This window comes from Psychrobacter sp. UBA3480, from assembly GCF_002377945.1.
Taxonomy (GTDB): Bacteria; Pseudomonadota; Gammaproteobacteria; order Pseudomonadales; family Moraxellaceae; genus Psychrobacter.
This window is the reverse complement of the sequence record NZ_DFQV01000032.1, coordinates 35093-52003: the sequence shown is the minus strand read 5'-3', so window position 1 is coordinate 52003 and position 16911 is coordinate 35093. Positions and strand designations below refer to the sequence as shown.

Here is a 16911-nt window from a genome sequence, read left to right as displayed (position 1 = left end):
TTCACTGAGCGATAAGATACCTATCAAGTAAAATCCATCTACATACTTTTATTTCTGTATAGGTATACAGCCTTCTGTTCTCATCATTGAGTATCTATAATAGTAATATAACCAACTTTCTGCTTGCTATTTGAAATCCTTCGTTCGCTATATAACCTTCCTGAACTGATTTCAAAACAATGACACCTCAGACCCTGCTATCATTACCTCACTATAACTATTCATAATTTTCCAGCGCGTTAAGGAATAATAAATGCCTGCCAGTACCACTAATAATATTAGCAAAATCAATCAAGACGATATCAACAAAGCCGTCTGGAACGCCTGCGATACTTTTCGCGGAGTCATCAGTGCCGATACCTATAAAGACTTTATCTTAACTATGCTATTCCTAAAGTACTTGTCTGACGTCTATCGCGATGAGTACAACAAGCTGGTCGAACAGTTCGGCGACAACCCCGAACTGATACATGCCATGATGTCCAAGCAGCGTTTTGTGTTGCCTGAAGGCGCAAGCTTTTGGGACTTGTACGAGCAGCGCCATCAGCCGGGTAATGGTCAGCGCATCGATGAGGCGCTACATGCCATTGAAGAAGCCAACGGTACTAAGCTCAAAAACGTCTTCCAAGATATTAGCTTTAATACAGATAAATTAGGTCAAGAAAAGCAAAAGAACGAGCTATTACGCCATCTGTTAGAAGATTTTGGCAAAGATATTCTGAACCTCTCCGCTGAGCGTGTCGGTAGTTTGGACGTGATTGGTAATGCGTATGAGTACTTAATCAAGCATTTTGCCGCCAGTAGTGGGGCGACGGCTGGTGAGTTCTACACACCGCCTGAAGTGTCTAACTTGCTAGCGACTATCCTTGAGCCTGTCGAAGGTGATGAGATATGTGATCCGGCTTGTGGTTCAGGGTCGCTACTCATCAAGTGCGGGGCGATGGTACGCAAAAACTCAAACTCTAAAAAGTATGCGCTATACGGTCAAGAAGCCATTGGCTCGACATGGGCACTGGCCAAGATGAATATGTTCCTACATGGTGAGGACAACCACCGTATCGAGTGGGGCGATACCATCCGTAATCCGCTGCTACTCGATAAAGATGGCAAGCACTTATTACAGTTCGATGTGGTGACGGCCAATCCGCCGTTTTCACTGGATAAATGGGGTCATGAAGATGCCAGTAGCGATCCCTATGGTCGCTTCCATCGTGGTGTACCGCCCAAGACCAAGGGCGACTATGCCTTTATCAGTCATATGATCGAAACGCTAAAGCCTACGACTGGTCGTATGGGTGTGGTCGTGCCGCATGGCGTGCTATTCCGTGCATCCAGTGAAGGTAAAATCCGTCAGCAGCTCATCGAAGAAAACCTGCTCGACACGGTGATTGGTTTACCAGAAAAGCTGTTCTTTGGGACGGGGATTCCAGCGGCTATTTTGCTGTTTAAGAAGAACAAAACTGATGACACAGTGTTATTTATCGATGCCAGCAATGAGTTTAAATCAGGTAAGAACCAAAACCAGCTGACTGAAGACAATATTGCTAAGATCATTGAGACTTATAAGGCGCGGGAAAGCGCTGATAAATACGCGTATCTAGCGAGCTTTGATGAGATTAAGGAAAACGACTTTAACCTCAACATTCCACGCTATGTCGATACGTTTGAGGAAGAGGCGGAGATTGATTTGGACGCGGTGCGTACTGAGCGTCTTGAGTTAAAGGCTGAGTTAGAGAGTTTAGAGACTGGGATGGTAGGGTTTTTAAAGGAGTTGGGTTATGGTGCCTAAGGAATTTCAAACTATAACAGGACTAGGTAATTGCCCTTCAGACTGGCTAGTAAAAACTGCTGATGAATTAACAAGTAAAATAACAAAAGGTACTACACCGCCAAAAACTGAAATTGTTAGTGATTCTAAGATACCTTTTTTGAGGGTAAATAATCTAGGTTTTAATGGCGAATTAGATACCTCGTCAGATATGATCTTCGTAACTCAAGAAGCACATAATGGCTCCCTAGCTCGATCAATTGCTTACCCTGGCGATATTCTTATGAATATCGTAGGTCCTCCGCTTGGTAAAATTGCGATGTTAGGTCGAGATTTTGATGAATACAATATGAACCAAGCTATAGTTATTTATAGAACCGTATCGTCGAAAGTTAATAAAAATTATTTCTTAAATTTTCTAAGTAGTGATTTAGCCCAACAGTGGTTGCAATCTAGATCTAAAAAGACATCTGGGCAACAGAATCTAACTATACAGCTTTGCAAAGAATTACCTGTGCCAACGCCACCTCTCCCAGAACAACAAAAAATCGCTAAAATTCTATCTACTTGGGATAAGGCGATTAGTACCACTGAGCGATTAATTGACAATAGTACCCAGCAGAAAAAAGCCTTAATGCAGCAACTTCTGACGGGTAAAAAACGTTTGCTTGATGAGTCGGGTGAACGGTTTGAGGGTGAGTGGGAAGAAAGAACTTTAATCGATGCTGGTATGACTGTCACTGACGGTGATCGTGGAAAGGAATATCCTAATTCTTCTGAATTCTATGACAAAGGTGACTATCTTTTCTTAAGTGCTAAAAATGTGACTAAGAAAGGGTTTTTATTCGAGGAAACTCAGTTCATTTCAAAGGAAAAGTATGAAAAGCTAGGGAAAGGCATTGTTAATAGAGGTGACGTTGTACTAACAACAAGAGGTACAGTTGGACAAACTGCCTATTACGATGACTCAGTCCAATATGACTTTCTTAGAGTAAACTCTGGAATGGTTACTTTAGGTTGTAATAACTCTGAATTAGAAAGTAACTTCTTTTACGCATTGACAAACTCATCACTGTTTACGAGACAAGTTGATTCATTGACATTTGGTTCCGCACAGCCTCAGTTAACTATCAAGATTATAAAATCATTAAAAGTACCCATTCCATCTATTCCAGAACAACAAAAAATCGCCACCGTGTTAACCAATGCCGATAAAGAGATTGAGTTGCTTGAGCAGCAATTGGCTGATTTGCAGCAAGAGAAAAAGGCGCTGATGCAGGTGTTGTTGACGGGTAAGAAGCGGGTGGTGGTTGATAGAAGTATATAGAATTTATTCATGAACTATTTTTATGTAAAAACCTCAACTAATTGATATTAGGTGAGGTTTTAAGTAACACTAGAAATGTTTTCATTCACTATATTATTTCATGATTACGTTGTTAACGTTGTGTTTATTTCTTTCTGAATTGCTTTAGCCAATAACCCTGAACGTGTTTCATGATTTTTTTCTGCATAGTCATCCACTTTTCTTAATAAATAATCAGGCCAGCTTACATTAAAGCGCACTTGCTTAGTGGAAAGCTTAGTATCATCAATACTAATTATTGCCCAAGCCAAGGCATCACTATAGTCTGGTTCGTTTTTTAAACTTTCAATCTCACTTGTATTGAAATCAAAACTCATACCTTCTTCTATCATGAATTCGATATGCTCGAAAATTAAATCTTCAGCATCTTCAATAGTCTTTGCTATGGTATCTCCAAGCGGGAAACAGCCATCGACATCTGGCACAATAGCTGCATAGTTTTCCATATCTTCATCTTTAAAGATGGCAATAGGATAATGAAGCATATTAACACCTCTCTTTTAGTTAACTTCCTTAATTTGAATTAAAATTTTCTATCTACACTTATAGATAATTACTCCTTTGGAATTTGAGAAAAACCAACCTCCAAATGGAGATTGGTAAACGCTCAAAGTTTCAAGCCGGAAATCCGTCTAGCTTTAGTCAATTGGAGTCGAGACACATCTTTTTCAGGGTGACTAATTGAAATTATTTTATCAATGCCCTCCTTCTTTAAAATATGATGACTTGTACCCTTTTTCCTAATAACTTTCCAACCATCTTCCTCAAGTAGTTTAATGAGTGTCGAACTTTTCATAAGTCCTCCGAGAAATTAACTCAATAAGCCAACTTGACTTGTGTGTATTATTACACACAAATACTGATTTGGCAATGATTATGTGTGTAATAATACACACGGATGATTTTTGGATTCTTTAGCTTTTTTAAGTGTAATTATGTTCTGATTGTAGCTAATGACCAGCAGGATTTTTATGTCCAACATAACCGCCACGCTTAGTGCCCTTTGAATCACGCGCAACCTTGGCGGTTTTTTGTTGTCTTTTTTAAGGCGTCTTTAGTAGCGATTTGGGCTACAATCGATAAAACCAAACAAACGCTATGTATAAGGCGGCAGACATGACCGATTTAAACCTCAGCATCAACTTCGCCGAAGAATTCAGCTCAAAAATTCCTGCCTTAACCTTGCTGACAACATTAGGCTATGAGTTTATTCCGCCCAACCAATGCATTACCATGCGCTCAAAGACTGCCTCAAATAAGGCCACTGACCAAGTGGTGCTATTGCCGATTATGCGTACGTTTTTAGCCAAGCAAACTTTTATGTTTGAGGGCAAGCTACATCCTCTATCAGACAGCGCCCTTGATAAGATCATGCATGTGCTAAATCCAGCGATGAATCTAGGCTTACAGGCAGCAAACGAAGCACTATATAACGCTATGCTTTATGGCGTGACCGTGACTGAGTTCATCGATGGTAAGAAAACTTCGCAAACCATCGCTCTGATAGATTGGAATAACATTGATAATAATAGCTTTCACGTTACCGAAGAGCTGGTAGTACTCAATAGTGAAGGTACGAACAGTCGTAGACCTGATATCGTCTGCTTTGTGAATGGTCTACCGCTGGCAGTGATCGAAGCCAAACGCCCTGACTCTAGTAGAGAGTGGCAATCTACCAATGCCCAAGCAGTCTCACAGCATATTCGCAACCAACATCAAAAAGAAATCCCACATCTATTTGCCTATAGCCAATTATTGCTAGCGGTTAACGGTAATGACGGTCTGTATGCTACTTGCGGTACACATAGGAAATTTTGGGCGAAATGGGTCGAAGAAGAAATCTCTGAGCCTGAGTTTGCCCGTATAAAAAACCAAACGCTCAGCGATGAGCAGATTGAGAATTTGTTTAGCCATCGTTCTGCCTCTATCAAAGAGGAATATCAGTCATTAGTTGATGGTGGTGATTTAGTCGTTACCGACCAAGACCGCTTAATCATCAGCCTTTTGCAGCCACAGCGTCTACTTGAGATGACGCGCATGTTTACCTTGTTTGACAAAAAGGCGGGCAAAATTGTTGCCCGTTATCAGCAAGTCTTTGGCATCAAAGCATTGATTGAGCGTATCAGCACTTTTGACGGCTCTGATGGTAAGTCGGGTAGTCGGCAAGGTGGTGTCATTTGGCATACCACAGGTAGCGGCAAGTCTTTTACGATGGTGTTTTTCTCTAAGGCGCTTATTTGGTTAGAGGAGCTCGCGAAGTGCCGTGTTATTGTCGTCACCGACCGTGTTGATCTTGAAACTCAGCTTAGTAAAACCTTTGCTTCTGGTGGTGTGCTTAGTGATCGCGACAAAACGGATGCGATGGCAACTTCTGGTCGCCGTCTCGCGCAGCAAATCGGTCATGGTAATGAACGTGTTATCTTCTCCATTATTAATAAGTTTGGTTCAGCCGTTAAATATGATGAGTGCTATAACGACAGCCCCAATATCATCGTCATGGTCGATGAAGGTCACCGTAGCCAAAACGGTGAGAACAATATTCGCATGGCACAAGCCCTGCCAAATGCTGCCTTTATCGCCTTTACGGGTACGCCATTGCTAAAAGATGATAAGACTGAGAATAAATTCGGTAGCATCATTCACTCCTACACCATGCAGCAAGCGGTAAAAGACAAAACCGTCACCCCACTCTTATACGAAGAGCGTATCCCTGAGCTGAATACCAATGACCAAGCCATCGATGCTTGGTTTGACCGTATTACTCAAAAGCTTACCGATGATCAAAAGACTGATCTCAAGCGTAAGTTCTCACAAAAAGGTCAAATCTATCAGGTTGAAGGTCGTATTGAGCTGATCGCTCATGACATCTCTGATCACTTCCAAAACTTTAAACAGCAGCACCTTAAAGGTCAACTGGCCTGTGACTCTAAAGCCTCTGCTATCCGTTATAAGATGGCGTTAGACAAGATTGGCAAAGTGACATCAGTGGTTGCCATGTCATCACCTGATACTCGTGAGGGTCATGATACTGTCGATGGCGAATCAAAAGACATTGTCCAGAGCTGGTGGCAAGCCAATGTCGCCAAAGAGTATGGCGGTGACGAAAAAGTCTATACCAAAGCCATCATAGAAGCCTTTAGTCAGGACGATGGCCCTGACATTATGATCGTCGTTGATAAGCTATTAACGGGCTTCGATGAGCCCAAGAACACCGTGCTGTATATCGATAAACCATTAAAGCAGCACAATCTCATTCAGGCAATTGCTCGAGTTAACCGCTTACATGAGAAGAAACGCTTTGGTTATCTGATTGATTATCGCGGCATTTTAAAAGAGCTGGATATCACCATTGAGAAGTATCAGGATCTTGCCGATCGTACGCAAGGTGGTTTTGATATTGAAGACCTCAAAGGCATGTATAACAGCATGGACACTGAGTACAAACAGCTACCAAGGCTACATAATGAGCTGTGGGTTATCTTTTCATCGGTAAAAAACAAACAAGACGGTCAAGCGTTAAGACAAGTGCTAGCGCCTAAGATGCAAGAAGTCGATGGCAGAGTAGTTGATACTAAGCTTAAAGAACGTGATGACTTCTATGCTGCTTTAACTACGTTTTCTAATGCTATGAAAATTGCGTTGCAATCAGCGTCTTTCTTTGAAGACAAATCATTCGATAGTAAACGTGATCGCTACAAAGCCGATCTAAAAGCCTTTATCAATCTACGTAAGCAAGTACGCGAAGATGCTGATGAAACCGTCGATTATGATGAGTATGAAGCAGATATTCGTAGCTTACTCGATAAGCATATCGCAGGGCTTGAAGTTCGTGAGGCAAAAGGTGCTTACTTGGTTGGTAACCTAGGTAAGGATGTTAAGCCTGAAGAATTAAGCGATGATGAAGCGCGTAACCAAACCGATAAAATCACTGGTCGTGTCACCAAGATGATTGAGCAAGATCTTGCTGATGATCCTTATGCCCAAGAGTATTTTTCTAAATTGCTCAAGCAAGCGATTGCGGATGCTAAGGCCATGTTCGATGCGCCAGTGAAGCAGTACATGATGTTTGCTGATTTTGAGCAAGCTGTCAAAGACCGCGATGTCGCTGATGTACCGAATGCGTTTATCGATGATAGTGGTAAATTGAACAAACATGCTCAGGCGTACTTTGGTTTGTTTAAACACTTATTTGATATTGATTTCTTAGCGGATAAAGAGCTAGATAATGACAAGCTGGTCGCTTACGCCTTTGAGATTGATAGTATCGTTAAGACAGCAGTTGCTGAGTATTCTATTAACCCAGCAGAGATCGAAAATGCTATTAGTGTCAAATTGCTACCGATGTTATTTATGGATTTGGGTATCGACAAAGCGCAACAGCTCATCGAGGAAGTGCTAAAGATTACCCGTCTTGGACTTTCAAGAGACAAGTAGCCTAAGAGCAGCAAGAGGGTAGTAGGTAATGACTGAGAATGGCGTATTTTATTATGGTCAATATAAGATTGACTATGAAGTCGTGCGTAAAGAAGTAACTTATAAAGAGAAGATAAAGAAACCTGAAAGCGACAAGCTGATTGCTAAAAAGACCAAGCCTCGAAAAGTGGTTATCAAAGTACACCCTGATCAGCGTGTGGTTGCCACCGCACCTGTCGATGCTACCGATGAGTTGATTTATGATGCACTTATGAAACGTGCTCGCTGGATATGGCAAAGCCTACAAGACTTTGCCAAGCAACAAGATCATGTATTACCCAAGCGCTATGTCAGCGGCGAAACCCAATTTTATCTGGGTCGTCGTTACGTACTAAAAGTGATAACCAGTACAGAAACTGCCGATGAGATACATAGCAGGGTGAGGCTTAGTCGCGGTAAATTAAACGTAGAGTTGTCTCAAAGTGATTCTGAGTTGGACGCTGAAGAACGAGCTGTCTTAGTTAAACGTCTTATTGATGAATGGTATAGAAATAAATTTAGGTCGATCTCTAGAGAGAGGCTTGAAGCCTTGATATATAAGGCTTCATGGGTTAAAAATAGTCCTTCAATAAAATTAATGAACATGAAAAAGCAGTGGGGAAGTTGCTCTACTAAAGGTAATCTAATACTTAATCCGCATTTGGTTAAAGCACCAAAGGAATGCATCGATTACGTGATACTCCATGAGCTCTGTCATATTGCTGAGCATAATCATAGTGAGCACTTTTGGCGCTTATTAACGCAGGTAATGCCAAACTGGAAAGAGGTGAAAGCTAGGCTTGATGAGATGGCTGAGCTTTATTTGAATGAGTGAAGTTTAGAGCTAGATAATTTAATATGTTATTTTGGAAAAGTATTGAAGTGCATAATGATCTACATGCCCAGACAAAATATTGAAAATTTACTTGAAAGAATGAATTAATCGTTCGATACTATTTTCTTACTTAATGAATGTAAGGAAAGTATGATGGGTAACCCATATGGTAACGATCATGCTGAAGAACTAAATGATGCTGATCAACAAAAAGAAAATGATGAGATTCAAGAAATGGGTAAGCAAGGTTTGACAGATCAAGACTTCCCAAAAGGTAGGCCACTTGGTACATTCAGTAGTAGTGACACAAAAAAATAATGGTCTTGCAGGTAGTTATTTAAAACCTCACTTGTAAGTGAGGTTTTTTTGTATGGGTCATTCCAGCTATGTTTGAGACTTTTTATATTCAGTTTTATAAATGACTATTTGGAAAATGGACAAATTAGTTTAAACTAAATAAGTAGATCATACCGCTCAAATAGACGCAATACACCCTTTCTTTAACTAGATATAGTATCTTACTATGCCCGATCACTATCAAAGCCTTATCCTAAGTCTAACTCAACAGCCCACCGAACAAGAGTGGCTTGAGTTTAAGCATAACTTTCATAGCTCTGATGAGATTGGTAAGCGTATATCTGCGCTTGCCAATGGTGCTTGTTTGTCTGGCAAGAAGTTTGGCTATTTAGTGTTTGGCGTAGAGGATGGCACGCATAATATCGTTGGTACAAGCTTTAGCCCAAAGACAAAAAAAGCCAAAGGCAACGAAGACCTAGAGCATTGGCTGGTTAGCCGTTTAAGTCCTAAAATTCATTTCACAATTCATGAGTTACAGATTGATGGTAAAGCGGTGGTGCTGTTCGAAATTCCAGCAGCCACAGATATGCCCATTAGCTTTTTACATGAGCCTTATATTCGTATTGGTAGCTTCACAAAACCACTTAAGCATTATCCTGATCAAAGCCGTAAGCTGTGGCAAAATCGAGCGGATGACTGGAGTGCCGAGATTTGCCATGAGGCAACGCTTGACGACCTTGATCCTAAAGCCATTACTGTTGCCAGACAAGTCTTTGCTGATAAAAACAAACGTTTGGCTGAAGATATTCAAGAATGGGATGACATCACCTTTTTGAATAAAGCCAAAATCACCATTCGTGGTCAGATTACCAACACAGCCATTATTTTATTAGGACGTTATGAATCCACATATTTTTTAAGCCCAGCGCAAGCGCATATTACTTGGATTCTAAAGGGAGTTGATGATATTGAAAAAGACTATCAACATTTTGAACCGCCGTTTTTGTTAGCCTTAGATGAGGTGTATAACAAAATTCGCAACTTAAATTACCGATACATGACTGCTGGTACACTGTTTCCTGAAGAAGTGCAGCAGTACGATCCCTATATCATCCGTGAAGCATTAAGTAATGCTGTTGGTCATCAAGATTATCGTCTGGGTGGACGTATTACGGTGGTTGAAAAAGAAGATTCAACACTGATTTTCCAAAACAGTGGTGAGTTTATTCCTAAGACCATCGAGAATGTCTTGCTACAAGATGCGCCTGAAGCGAGCTATCGTAATCCATTTTTGGTTAATGCCATGGTTAGTCTAAATATGATGGACACCATTGGTAGTGGCATCAAAAAAATGTATCAGATTCAGTACAAGCGCTTTTTTCCTTTGCCAGATTATGATTTAACCCATGAAAGAGTACGCGTAAAGTTTACGGGCAAAGTGCTTGATCAGGAGTATGCCAAGCAGCTAGCGACAGTTGATAATCTCGCGATAAACGACATCATAGCGCTTGATAAAGTACAAAAAGGAAAATCGATCACTGAAAACGAAGCAGAAACGTTACGCAAAAAGTCATTGATAGAAGGGCGCAAAAACAGCTATATTATCGCCGCTGATGTTGCCAAGCATACTGAGCAGCAGGCGGAATATATGCAGATGCGCGGCTTAGATGACATGCATTATCAAAGCTTGATTATAGAGTACCTCAAGACGTTTGAACGAGGTAGACTAGCTGACTTTGATAAGATGCTGGCTAATAAGTTGCCGCAAGTACTAGATGATAAGCAGCGTAAAAATAAGGTGCGTAATCTATTGCAGAAGATGCGCCGTGATGGTTTAGTCGTTTCTGAAGGTTGGTCTTGGCATCTTCCAAATAGCTAAGAATAGCTAAAAACAGCTAAGAATAGCTAAACCTAGCTAGGTTTGGCTACCTAGAATACTTTAAAAGTAACCTAGTAGTTGTCTAAGTCTGTCATTCCGCCAGCTCTCTGCCTCTCTGTAAATATATTCGTTCATGATGTATCGTGATATATCATCTACGCAGTAAGGTGGGCTTTTATCTATATGCTCTTTGCCAATGTCTATATCGTCTAATTGATAGTATAAATTAGGATCTTGTAGCCATATAGCATAGATCTCATGCTGACTGAGCTTTTCAAGCTTTGATGAGACAGACTGTAGAATCATATCGTCATAGTAACTCCAGAAAGGGGCTTGTTCTTTTTGACGTTGATAGCAGACATCATCCCATAAATTTCTGAGATAGCCCATATCTAGAGCAGTATCGAAACTTTGCATATATCTGATAGTCTGCTTGGTAATTTTTTTTGAGTGGCTTTTAGACAATGCAGCAGCAATATCTAAGGCCATTTCTTGTCTTAAATCCATAGTAAAAGTCCGTGTCTGCTCGTTTTATACTCATAATTACAGCTATGTTCTATATAGCATGCTACTAAAATATGGGATTAAAAAGAAGACAAAAAAATAAGCCGCGTAGTGCGGCTTATTTTCTATCCTTGATCAGTGAATCCGATCAGCCATCTTGCTCTCAATCCAATCAGCCACTTCGCTTTCTACCCATGCTACACGTCCCTTTGATAGCTTTACTTGAACAGGGAATGTTGGATCGTAACGATCAGATTTTTTATTGACCATCTCATAAATCGTAGTACTGCTAAGCGCTGTATAATGCATTACCTGCTTGAGCGGTATCATGCGAGGTATCTGTAAAGTGCTAGCTGTTGATGCATTTTGTTGTGTATTCGCATTTAATAATTGCATGATTATCTCCTTTGTAAGTTAATGAGAATCTTTCTTCTCATACAGTTACGGAGTCCCATATTTTTTTACGGCATCCCATGTAGTACGGTAGCTAAACTTAGACGGTGCAATAAGAAAGCAGCTGACTATTCAGCTCCTTTCTTGTGCCGTCTATCCCTACTGCTTCTTTAACTTATAGCTGTCACACTCTCCCTTAGACTTCTTTCAATACTACCGGCATTGTAGGAATCCATACCATTTTGCGACCCTCCTTGATGATTACTATTAACATCACCTGTCTCTACGGGATAAAACTCTTCAACCATATCGAGTAAGCCATCACTATCAATTTCAAAGCATGAGTTCACATAGCCAAGCTTTGCCGCTGTTTCTAATGCTGCTTGATCAAAGCCATGCTCGCTCAGCTCCCGATCAATGGCCCCAGCATCTTGTACCGCTTGTTTTAGTGTCACATCATCACGTAGCGTTAAATCCACAAAGTAAATCGGCGTGCGATAGCTTTGCGTGGTGCTTTTGCCACGTAGCGTGAGTTGCAGTGGCAAGCATGACAGCTTATTACCTGATACTGCTGCAAAGTAGCTTAAACGTGCTGCCAAGGTACGAATACTGTTAAAGCCAGTCGTTCGAAAGATAAACGTACCTAGCTCATCGTCTTCACTCAGATTTGCGTACAGTCTGCCATACGGCTTACAAGCACCGCCTTGTGCCAGTGGACAGCGATCAGGGGATGGGCAAGGAAGCGATTCAACCCCATTATTGGTTCGACGTTGACATTGTTCGCCATCACCCACGCATAGTGGCCGTCCAGTTTGTCTATCGAACAGCGTGTACTCAGCACGAAGGTTAAGTTCAGGATCATTAAACAACATACGTACCGGTATTTGTCTGAGCTTACCGTCATTCTTTTCGCGTAGCTTTGCATCAAGGGGATGGTTGATCCAGCCATCCTTGTTTTGAACTTGACTGGTAATGGTAAATTGATCGTCTTTGGCAGGTAAACGCTTGCCATCTTTTACGATGACACGTCCAATACTGATACGACCTAAAACTGGTGGAGTGATTGTTAGACCTTTAATCATGGTGGTATTCCTTATGTGTTTAATCGAATGTTTTTGCTCATAAAAAAGCCCACCTGTGATAGGTGGGCGGTTATGCGCTTGCTTTGATTCATTAGCTTTGATTCATTAGCTTTGACTGGTTGATTGCTGTCTTGATGATTGAGTGACCTTTAGCTCAGTCATTGAGAACAACGAAGCGTCTGCTACCTTGCTTGGTTTTACTAAACTGCTTAAGCAATCCAGGATGCGCTTTGATAACGGCCTTACTATCGAGCACAATACTATCTTTCGAGCGTTTCCAAGAGATCGCCCCTTTCTCAAACACGGCAACTTCATTATCAGCAATCAGCGTTTGCAGTTGGTGCTTTACCTGATCATGACGCTGCTCTAGCTCTTGCATGTAATCACGATAACTCAGCAGTTGCTCAAATAACTTATTGGCACCATCGTCATCTCGCAAATCAACCTTGCTTGACGACTTAGGTGTTGGATAAAGCTGCTTTAAGGCCTGAGCTGCGGATTCAGAATGATCAGGCGTTGGTGGGGTGTCGGTCTGCACGTATTGCCAGAACAGACGCTCATGCTCCATGATGGACTCAATCAAGCGCTCATCGCGCTCAACCTTATATATCTTAGCCTCGTGTCCACACAGCAGCACACAGATATGCGCAGCTTGTTTGCCAGTAACAGCTAGTTGATGTTGCACTTGGCAGATCACATACAAGGGCACGCCATGCTTCCAAAGCTTAACACCATGTTCACCAGCGGTTTTGCACTCTAAAATCTGTACCTCATCATTGCCTGTAATAGCATAGTCTAGGTTAGCAAGCATAAAAGCTTTGTCAGGATCAGGATGCTGCAAGATAGCATTCACACGGCGTACCTTATTCCCGGTATGTTCTTGGTAATATTTAGCCACCATCGGCTCTAAAGTATTGCCCCAGTACAGTGGTGAATATCCTTCAATGCTCTCATCGATATTCGATGTCATACGACCAGTTTTCATCATCCATAGCTCAAGCATCGATAAATATGGATGAATACCACAAGCGGCTGCGGCATCAGAGCTGCCAATACCTTGCTTACGAAACTGTAGCCAGTCTTCACGGCTTAAGTTTTTGGTGTTAACCAAACGCTTAGCTATGGTCGATGTCTTTGCTTGAGTAGATTTACCAACCGTTTCATTTTGCTTTAGTGTGACTTCTACTGGTTTGTCCTTGGTTTTAGACTTAGCAGTTCGAGACGCTTTACCTGTAATGGCTGAACGTTTAGGTCTTAGCTGAGTCATGGTTGTATTGTTTAATGCGATCATGTTCATGGTGAACTCCTTTACTGAGTTTATTCTTAATAAACTGTGAATATGCTTTGTTTCATTGACGGCATAAAAAAACCACGCTCAAGGGCGTGGTTGATTGTATTGTCAGACTTTAAACGTGGCTGGTTAAGCCAGCATCAGTAGCGATTCCTCTAAGCCTTTTTGTTTGAGCTTAGCGCCAGAGCCAAACCAAGCACCGTCTAATCTATGGTCTCTCGACATCGCCCTACGTTCGTGATCGACGTATTCAGTGATACTACATAGCAAGCCGTAAGCGGTATCTTTAGCGGCATCAAGATCGGCTCCGCGACCTTGACCGTTAAACATGTTCATCACCTGATTCATGGCGCGAGCGTTTGGCACGGCATCTTTCTCTTTCTTAGCACTGTTAAACAGAATGAGGTCATTGTCCTGATCATTGAACACACGGCTGAGATAATTGGCTGCTTCTGCTTGGGTCACACGGCGCTCTGATAACTGCTTCATCTCGTAGCTGTGCTCCTCCCACTGTTTCACCGACACGCCTAGTTGCTGCTTGACCTTGTCCGCATCAAACGAGGTGCTATGCGGTACTTTCACTATGCCTCCGCTTCCATTAGCTAAGCTAATAGCAAGCGTGTTATTACAGACCACACGGATCGATGTAAACTGTGCCGTGGTCGCTAAAGTGCCATCACAAGCGGTGGCAAGAAGCAAGTAGCCATTACTGACATCTTTACCTTTAAGTGTTGCTGACTGGCCTGTACGAGCCAACGCCCACATCTTACGACCGCCCTTCAAAATACCTGCGGTTTCCAGCTCAAAGTCAGACTGCTCGGTGAGATCACGATAAAACTCTAAAATCTCACGAGGCTGAACTTCTTGATAGCGTTGACTGACCACTGATAACGGCTCGAAGTTATCGCTACGGTATAACACTTTCTGCTCAGCAAAGGGCAGAATCAGATTGTGCCCTTTGTCATTGTTTGCCATGTAACTGACATCCGATGATTCTATACGCCAATCCATACCCGCTTGCTTTGCCCAGATCTCGATAGGTTGCTTGGGAGCCAGTTCATTACCTAACCCATGCCAAGGGGTTTCACCAACGTATGCCATTGATTCGATTAAATGTGCCATGAGAATATTTCCTTCTAGATTTGATTAGTATTACTGGTTATAAAAGTGGATTAAATAGTGAAAGTTCTTGAGCAGGTATCGCAGGTATAACTGGGCTTTGCTGCCAAAACGAGTAAGGGTGGCTGTTGTAGCTTGTCTTTAGCTAAGCTGATTGCAGAGGCAAGGGCTGTACCTACGACCACACCGATTGCTGAATTGATTTTGTAATACCTACAGATACTCACACCAAGACCTGATAGGGCAGATTGTGAGCACAGTTGCTCAAAGATATTAAAGGGACTGTCAGTATCCGTATTGCTCGTCACCCTTGATGAGTGACAGTAAGGACAGATCGTTTGCATATAAGCTCCTTAAATTAAGCGCATAAAAAAAGGCCTGCGATTAAGCAGACCTTTAATTAGGGTGGATTGGGTTTAAACGGTCAGAAAAGCATGGCTATCTGACTGCTCTCATAGGGATACTATATATCCGAGATTATTTTGATATGGGCGGTAGGCCTCTACGTTTTTTTGTACGATAAATACCATGACCAAAGGTACGCATGTTTGGTAACCAAAGTTTAAGTTGCTGCTCACTCTTGCTTGGTTTCGTTAGGTATAAAGCTGAAGCTACAGCGTTTTCGACTTCCTGAGGGTTATCACGATGAATCATGCCGATACCTAGTTTGCCATGTTGCCTATACTGCTGCTTACGTTCTTTATCGTGGTAACTATAGTATTCGCCTAGACCAGCGGTTACCTCTTTCCATTTTTCGCCCACCTCTTTAGCCAAGTACCAGTCGTTCTGTCTCTCTGAGCCATCATATATAAGTAGTAAATGACAGTGCAACCCGCCCTCGATACCTCCTTGTTCTAAAGCCCAAGCATTGCCTTGCAAATGCTCAAAGCACGTCTTTTTATTGCCGATAAGCTCACGAAACTTGCTCATGTGAAAGTCAAAGTCTTCGATAGATACATGATGACTGGTCTGCTGTGCGTACTTTAGGTCGATGCGGATAAATAGCAGTTTTGAGTAATGAGTGGCCAGATTACCTACGTAATTCGCTAAATTGTTTCTATTTTGCGATTCCTGATAGCTGAACGTGATGCGTTCACGCTCAATGTCATTTCTATAGCATGACAGCATGTTGATAAAATGCTGTGTCTTATCATGATCCCAAATGACATTTACGGGATATGAATCACCAACGATAGCGTTGGTGCTATGAACAAATGCGACAATCGGCTGTGAATAAAATAGCTCAGTATTTAAGTGTGTCATGAACGGGTAATACAACCCGTTCAGTTTATCTGTGGTCTCATTAAAACTGATGGCGTTCGCTAGTATATCTGTGACCAGACTATGGACGTTTGCAGCAACTAGCGGTTGGTTTAGGTGTGAGTAAGACATTATGGTATCCCTATGAAGTTGGTTTCATAGGGTAGGGACAGTATGTATTTTTATAATTCTATGAATGAAAAGATCAGTGCTGTGCGATAATCGCTTAGCTAGAATGATTAGATAAGCTTAATAGTAATAATATAAACAACCTACTAAGGATGAGCTGAAAAAGAGTAGTGTTTTGCTTGCGTACTTAGGATTTTTTTATCAGGGTTGATGAAGAATTGCTGTCTACGTTGGAAATCGTATTTGGATGGAGTTAGCTGGGCGGTTCATGTAAGAGAGCTTTTCTTATATTGATATCTGGACTTAGGAGCTGTAAGTATTATTGTATAATCTAATATTATATATTTATAGCACAACTTAACTTTATATGATGTGCCTTCTTCTCTTAATACTTTCTATTATTAATGATTATTTATCTGTATCCCTTGATGTTATTTAATATCAACAGTTTTTATGCACGATTTTTCCACAATATTTATATGATTTCTCTATGAGTTTTGGTAGGATTATCTACGTCAGGCTTACGTTTTTTACAT

The 16911-nt window shown here is 41.5% G+C and carries 15 protein-coding genes; 6 read left to right on the top strand and 9 right to left on the bottom strand.

The window, feature by feature from the left end; translation table 11 throughout:
* Nucleotides 1-253: 253 nt before the first annotated feature.
* Entirely contained in the window at nt 254-1789 is a 1536-nt protein-coding gene (locus B2863_RS12715; RefSeq protein WP_296211254.1) for a type I restriction-modification system subunit M, read from the top strand.
* Nucleotides 1779-3095, top strand: a complete 1317-nt coding sequence (locus B2863_RS12710; RefSeq protein WP_296211252.1) for a restriction endonuclease subunit S — start codon at nt 1779-1781, stop codon at nt 3093-3095. Before B2863_RS12715 ends, B2863_RS12710 begins: the two co-directional genes overlap by 11 nt.
* Before the next feature lie 104 nt (nt 3096-3199).
* Here B2863_RS12710 and B2863_RS12705 read toward each other — a convergent pair whose 3' ends face one another.
* Both B2863_RS12705 and B2863_RS12700 read right to left on the bottom strand, forming a co-directional pair.
* Nucleotides 3200-3619 (bottom strand): type II toxin-antitoxin system HicB family antitoxin, encoded by a 420-nt coding sequence (locus tag B2863_RS12705; RefSeq protein ID WP_201549480.1) that lies wholly within the window; start codon nt 3617-3619, stop codon nt 3200-3202.
* Nucleotides 3620-3741: 122 nt separating this feature from the next.
* Nucleotides 3742-3930, bottom strand: coding sequence for a type II toxin-antitoxin system HicA family toxin (locus B2863_RS12700; protein ID WP_201549479.1), 189 nt, complete (start codon nt 3928-3930; stop codon nt 3742-3744).
* Nucleotides 3931-4250: 320 nt separating this feature from the next.
* On the opposite strand from B2863_RS12700, the gene B2863_RS12695 reads away from it, so the two are divergent.
* From B2863_RS12695 to B2863_RS12680, 4 genes are all read left to right on the top strand, one after another.
* Nucleotides 4251-7568 carry a type I restriction endonuclease subunit R gene (locus B2863_RS12695; protein ID WP_296211247.1) on the top strand — a complete coding sequence of 1106 codons (3318 nt, stop codon included), beginning with the start codon at nt 4251-4253 and terminating at the stop codon, nt 7566-7568.
* A 28-nt stretch (nt 7569-7596) separates the two neighbouring features.
* Nucleotides 7597-8421, top strand: coding sequence for a M48 family metallopeptidase (locus B2863_RS12690; RefSeq protein ID WP_296211245.1), 825 nt, complete (start codon nt 7597-7599; stop codon nt 8419-8421).
* Between the two features lie 150 nt (nt 8422-8571).
* Nucleotides 8572-8739 carry a hypothetical protein gene (locus tag B2863_RS12685; RefSeq protein ID WP_296211243.1) on the top strand — a complete coding sequence of 56 codons (168 nt, stop codon included), beginning with the start codon at nt 8572-8574 and terminating at the stop codon, nt 8737-8739.
* 205 nt (nt 8740-8944) lie between these two features.
* The gene (locus B2863_RS12680) at nt 8945-10597 is read left to right on the top strand and encodes an RNA-binding domain-containing protein (protein ID WP_296211241.1); all 1653 of its coding nucleotides are present in this window, start codon (nt 8945-8947) and stop codon (nt 10595-10597) included.
* A 60-nt stretch (nt 10598-10657) separates the two neighbouring features.
* Here the strand turns inward: B2863_RS12680 and B2863_RS12675 are convergent, their stop codons facing one another.
* From B2863_RS12675 to B2863_RS12645, 7 genes are all read right to left on the bottom strand, one after another.
* A complete protein-coding gene (locus B2863_RS12675; protein WP_296211239.1) occupies nt 10658-11104 on the bottom strand; it encodes a hypothetical protein in 447 nt (148 codons plus the stop codon).
* A 132-nt stretch (nt 11105-11236) separates the two neighbouring features.
* On the bottom strand, nt 11237-11497 hold the full coding sequence (locus B2863_RS12670) for a helix-turn-helix transcriptional regulator (RefSeq protein ID WP_238068678.1): 261 nt from the start codon (nt 11495-11497) through the stop codon (nt 11237-11239).
* Nucleotides 11498-11664: 167 nt separating this feature from the next.
* Nucleotides 11665-12576, bottom strand: a complete 912-nt coding sequence (locus B2863_RS12665) for a hydrolase or metal-binding protein (protein WP_296211236.1) — start codon at nt 12574-12576, stop codon at nt 11665-11667.
* A 154-nt stretch (nt 12577-12730) separates the two neighbouring features.
* On the bottom strand, nt 12731-13873 hold the full coding sequence (locus tag B2863_RS12660) for a YqaJ viral recombinase family protein (protein ID WP_296211234.1): 1143 nt from the start codon (nt 13871-13873) through the stop codon (nt 12731-12733).
* Nucleotides 13874-13996: 123 nt separating this feature from the next.
* Complete coding sequence (locus B2863_RS12655; protein WP_296211233.1) at nt 13997-14989, bottom strand: DUF932 domain-containing protein; 993 nt, start codon at nt 14987-14989, stop codon at nt 13997-13999.
* 50 nt (nt 14990-15039) lie between these two features.
* Nucleotides 15040-15330 (bottom strand): hypothetical protein, encoded by a 291-nt coding sequence (locus B2863_RS12650; RefSeq protein WP_296211231.1) that lies wholly within the window; start codon nt 15328-15330, stop codon nt 15040-15042.
* A 133-nt stretch (nt 15331-15463) separates the two neighbouring features.
* Nucleotides 15464-16378: a YagK/YfjJ domain-containing protein gene (locus tag B2863_RS12645; protein ID WP_296211229.1), complete on the bottom strand. Its 915-nt coding sequence runs from the start codon at nt 16376-16378 to the stop codon at nt 15464-15466.
* Nucleotides 16379-16911: the final 533 nt, after the last annotated feature.

Coding starts and splice junctions, on each gene's coding strand:
- B2863_RS12685 (WP_296211243.1), top strand. CDS start 8,572: ATGATGGGTAACCCATATGGTAACGATCATGCTGAAGAACTAAATGAT.
- B2863_RS12645 (WP_296211229.1), bottom strand. CDS start 16,378: ATGTCTTACTCACACCTAAACCAACCGCTAGTTGCTGCAAACGTCCAT.
- B2863_RS12680 (WP_296211241.1), top strand. CDS start 8,945: ATGCCCGATCACTATCAAAGCCTTATCCTAAGTCTAACTCAACAGCCC.
- B2863_RS12675 (WP_296211239.1), bottom strand. CDS start 11,104: ATGGATTTAAGACAAGAAATGGCCTTAGATATTGCTGCTGCATTGTCT.
- B2863_RS12665 (WP_296211236.1), bottom strand. CDS start 12,576: ATGATTAAAGGTCTAACAATCACTCCACCAGTTTTAGGTCGTATCAGT.
- B2863_RS12710 (WP_296211252.1), top strand. CDS start 1,779: ATGGTGCCTAAGGAATTTCAAACTATAACAGGACTAGGTAATTGCCCT.
- B2863_RS12715 (WP_296211254.1), top strand. CDS start 254: ATGCCTGCCAGTACCACTAATAATATTAGCAAAATCAATCAAGACGAT.
- B2863_RS12700 (WP_201549479.1), bottom strand. CDS start 3,930: ATGAAAAGTTCGACACTCATTAAACTACTTGAGGAAGATGGTTGGAAA.
- B2863_RS12650 (WP_296211231.1), bottom strand. CDS start 15,330: ATGCAAACGATCTGTCCTTACTGTCACTCATCAAGGGTGACGAGCAAT.
- B2863_RS12660 (WP_296211234.1), bottom strand. CDS start 13,873: ATGAACATGATCGCATTAAACAATACAACCATGACTCAGCTAAGACCT.
- B2863_RS12655 (WP_296211233.1), bottom strand. CDS start 14,989: ATGGCACATTTAATCGAATCAATGGCATACGTTGGTGAAACCCCTTGG.
- B2863_RS12695 (WP_296211247.1), top strand. CDS start 4,251: ATGACCGATTTAAACCTCAGCATCAACTTCGCCGAAGAATTCAGCTCA.
- B2863_RS12690 (WP_296211245.1), top strand. CDS start 7,597: ATGACTGAGAATGGCGTATTTTATTATGGTCAATATAAGATTGACTAT.
- B2863_RS12705 (WP_201549480.1), bottom strand. CDS start 3,619: ATGCTTCATTATCCTATTGCCATCTTTAAAGATGAAGATATGGAAAAC.
- B2863_RS12670 (WP_238068678.1), bottom strand. CDS start 11,497: ATGCAATTATTAAATGCGAATACACAACAAAATGCATCAACAGCTAGC.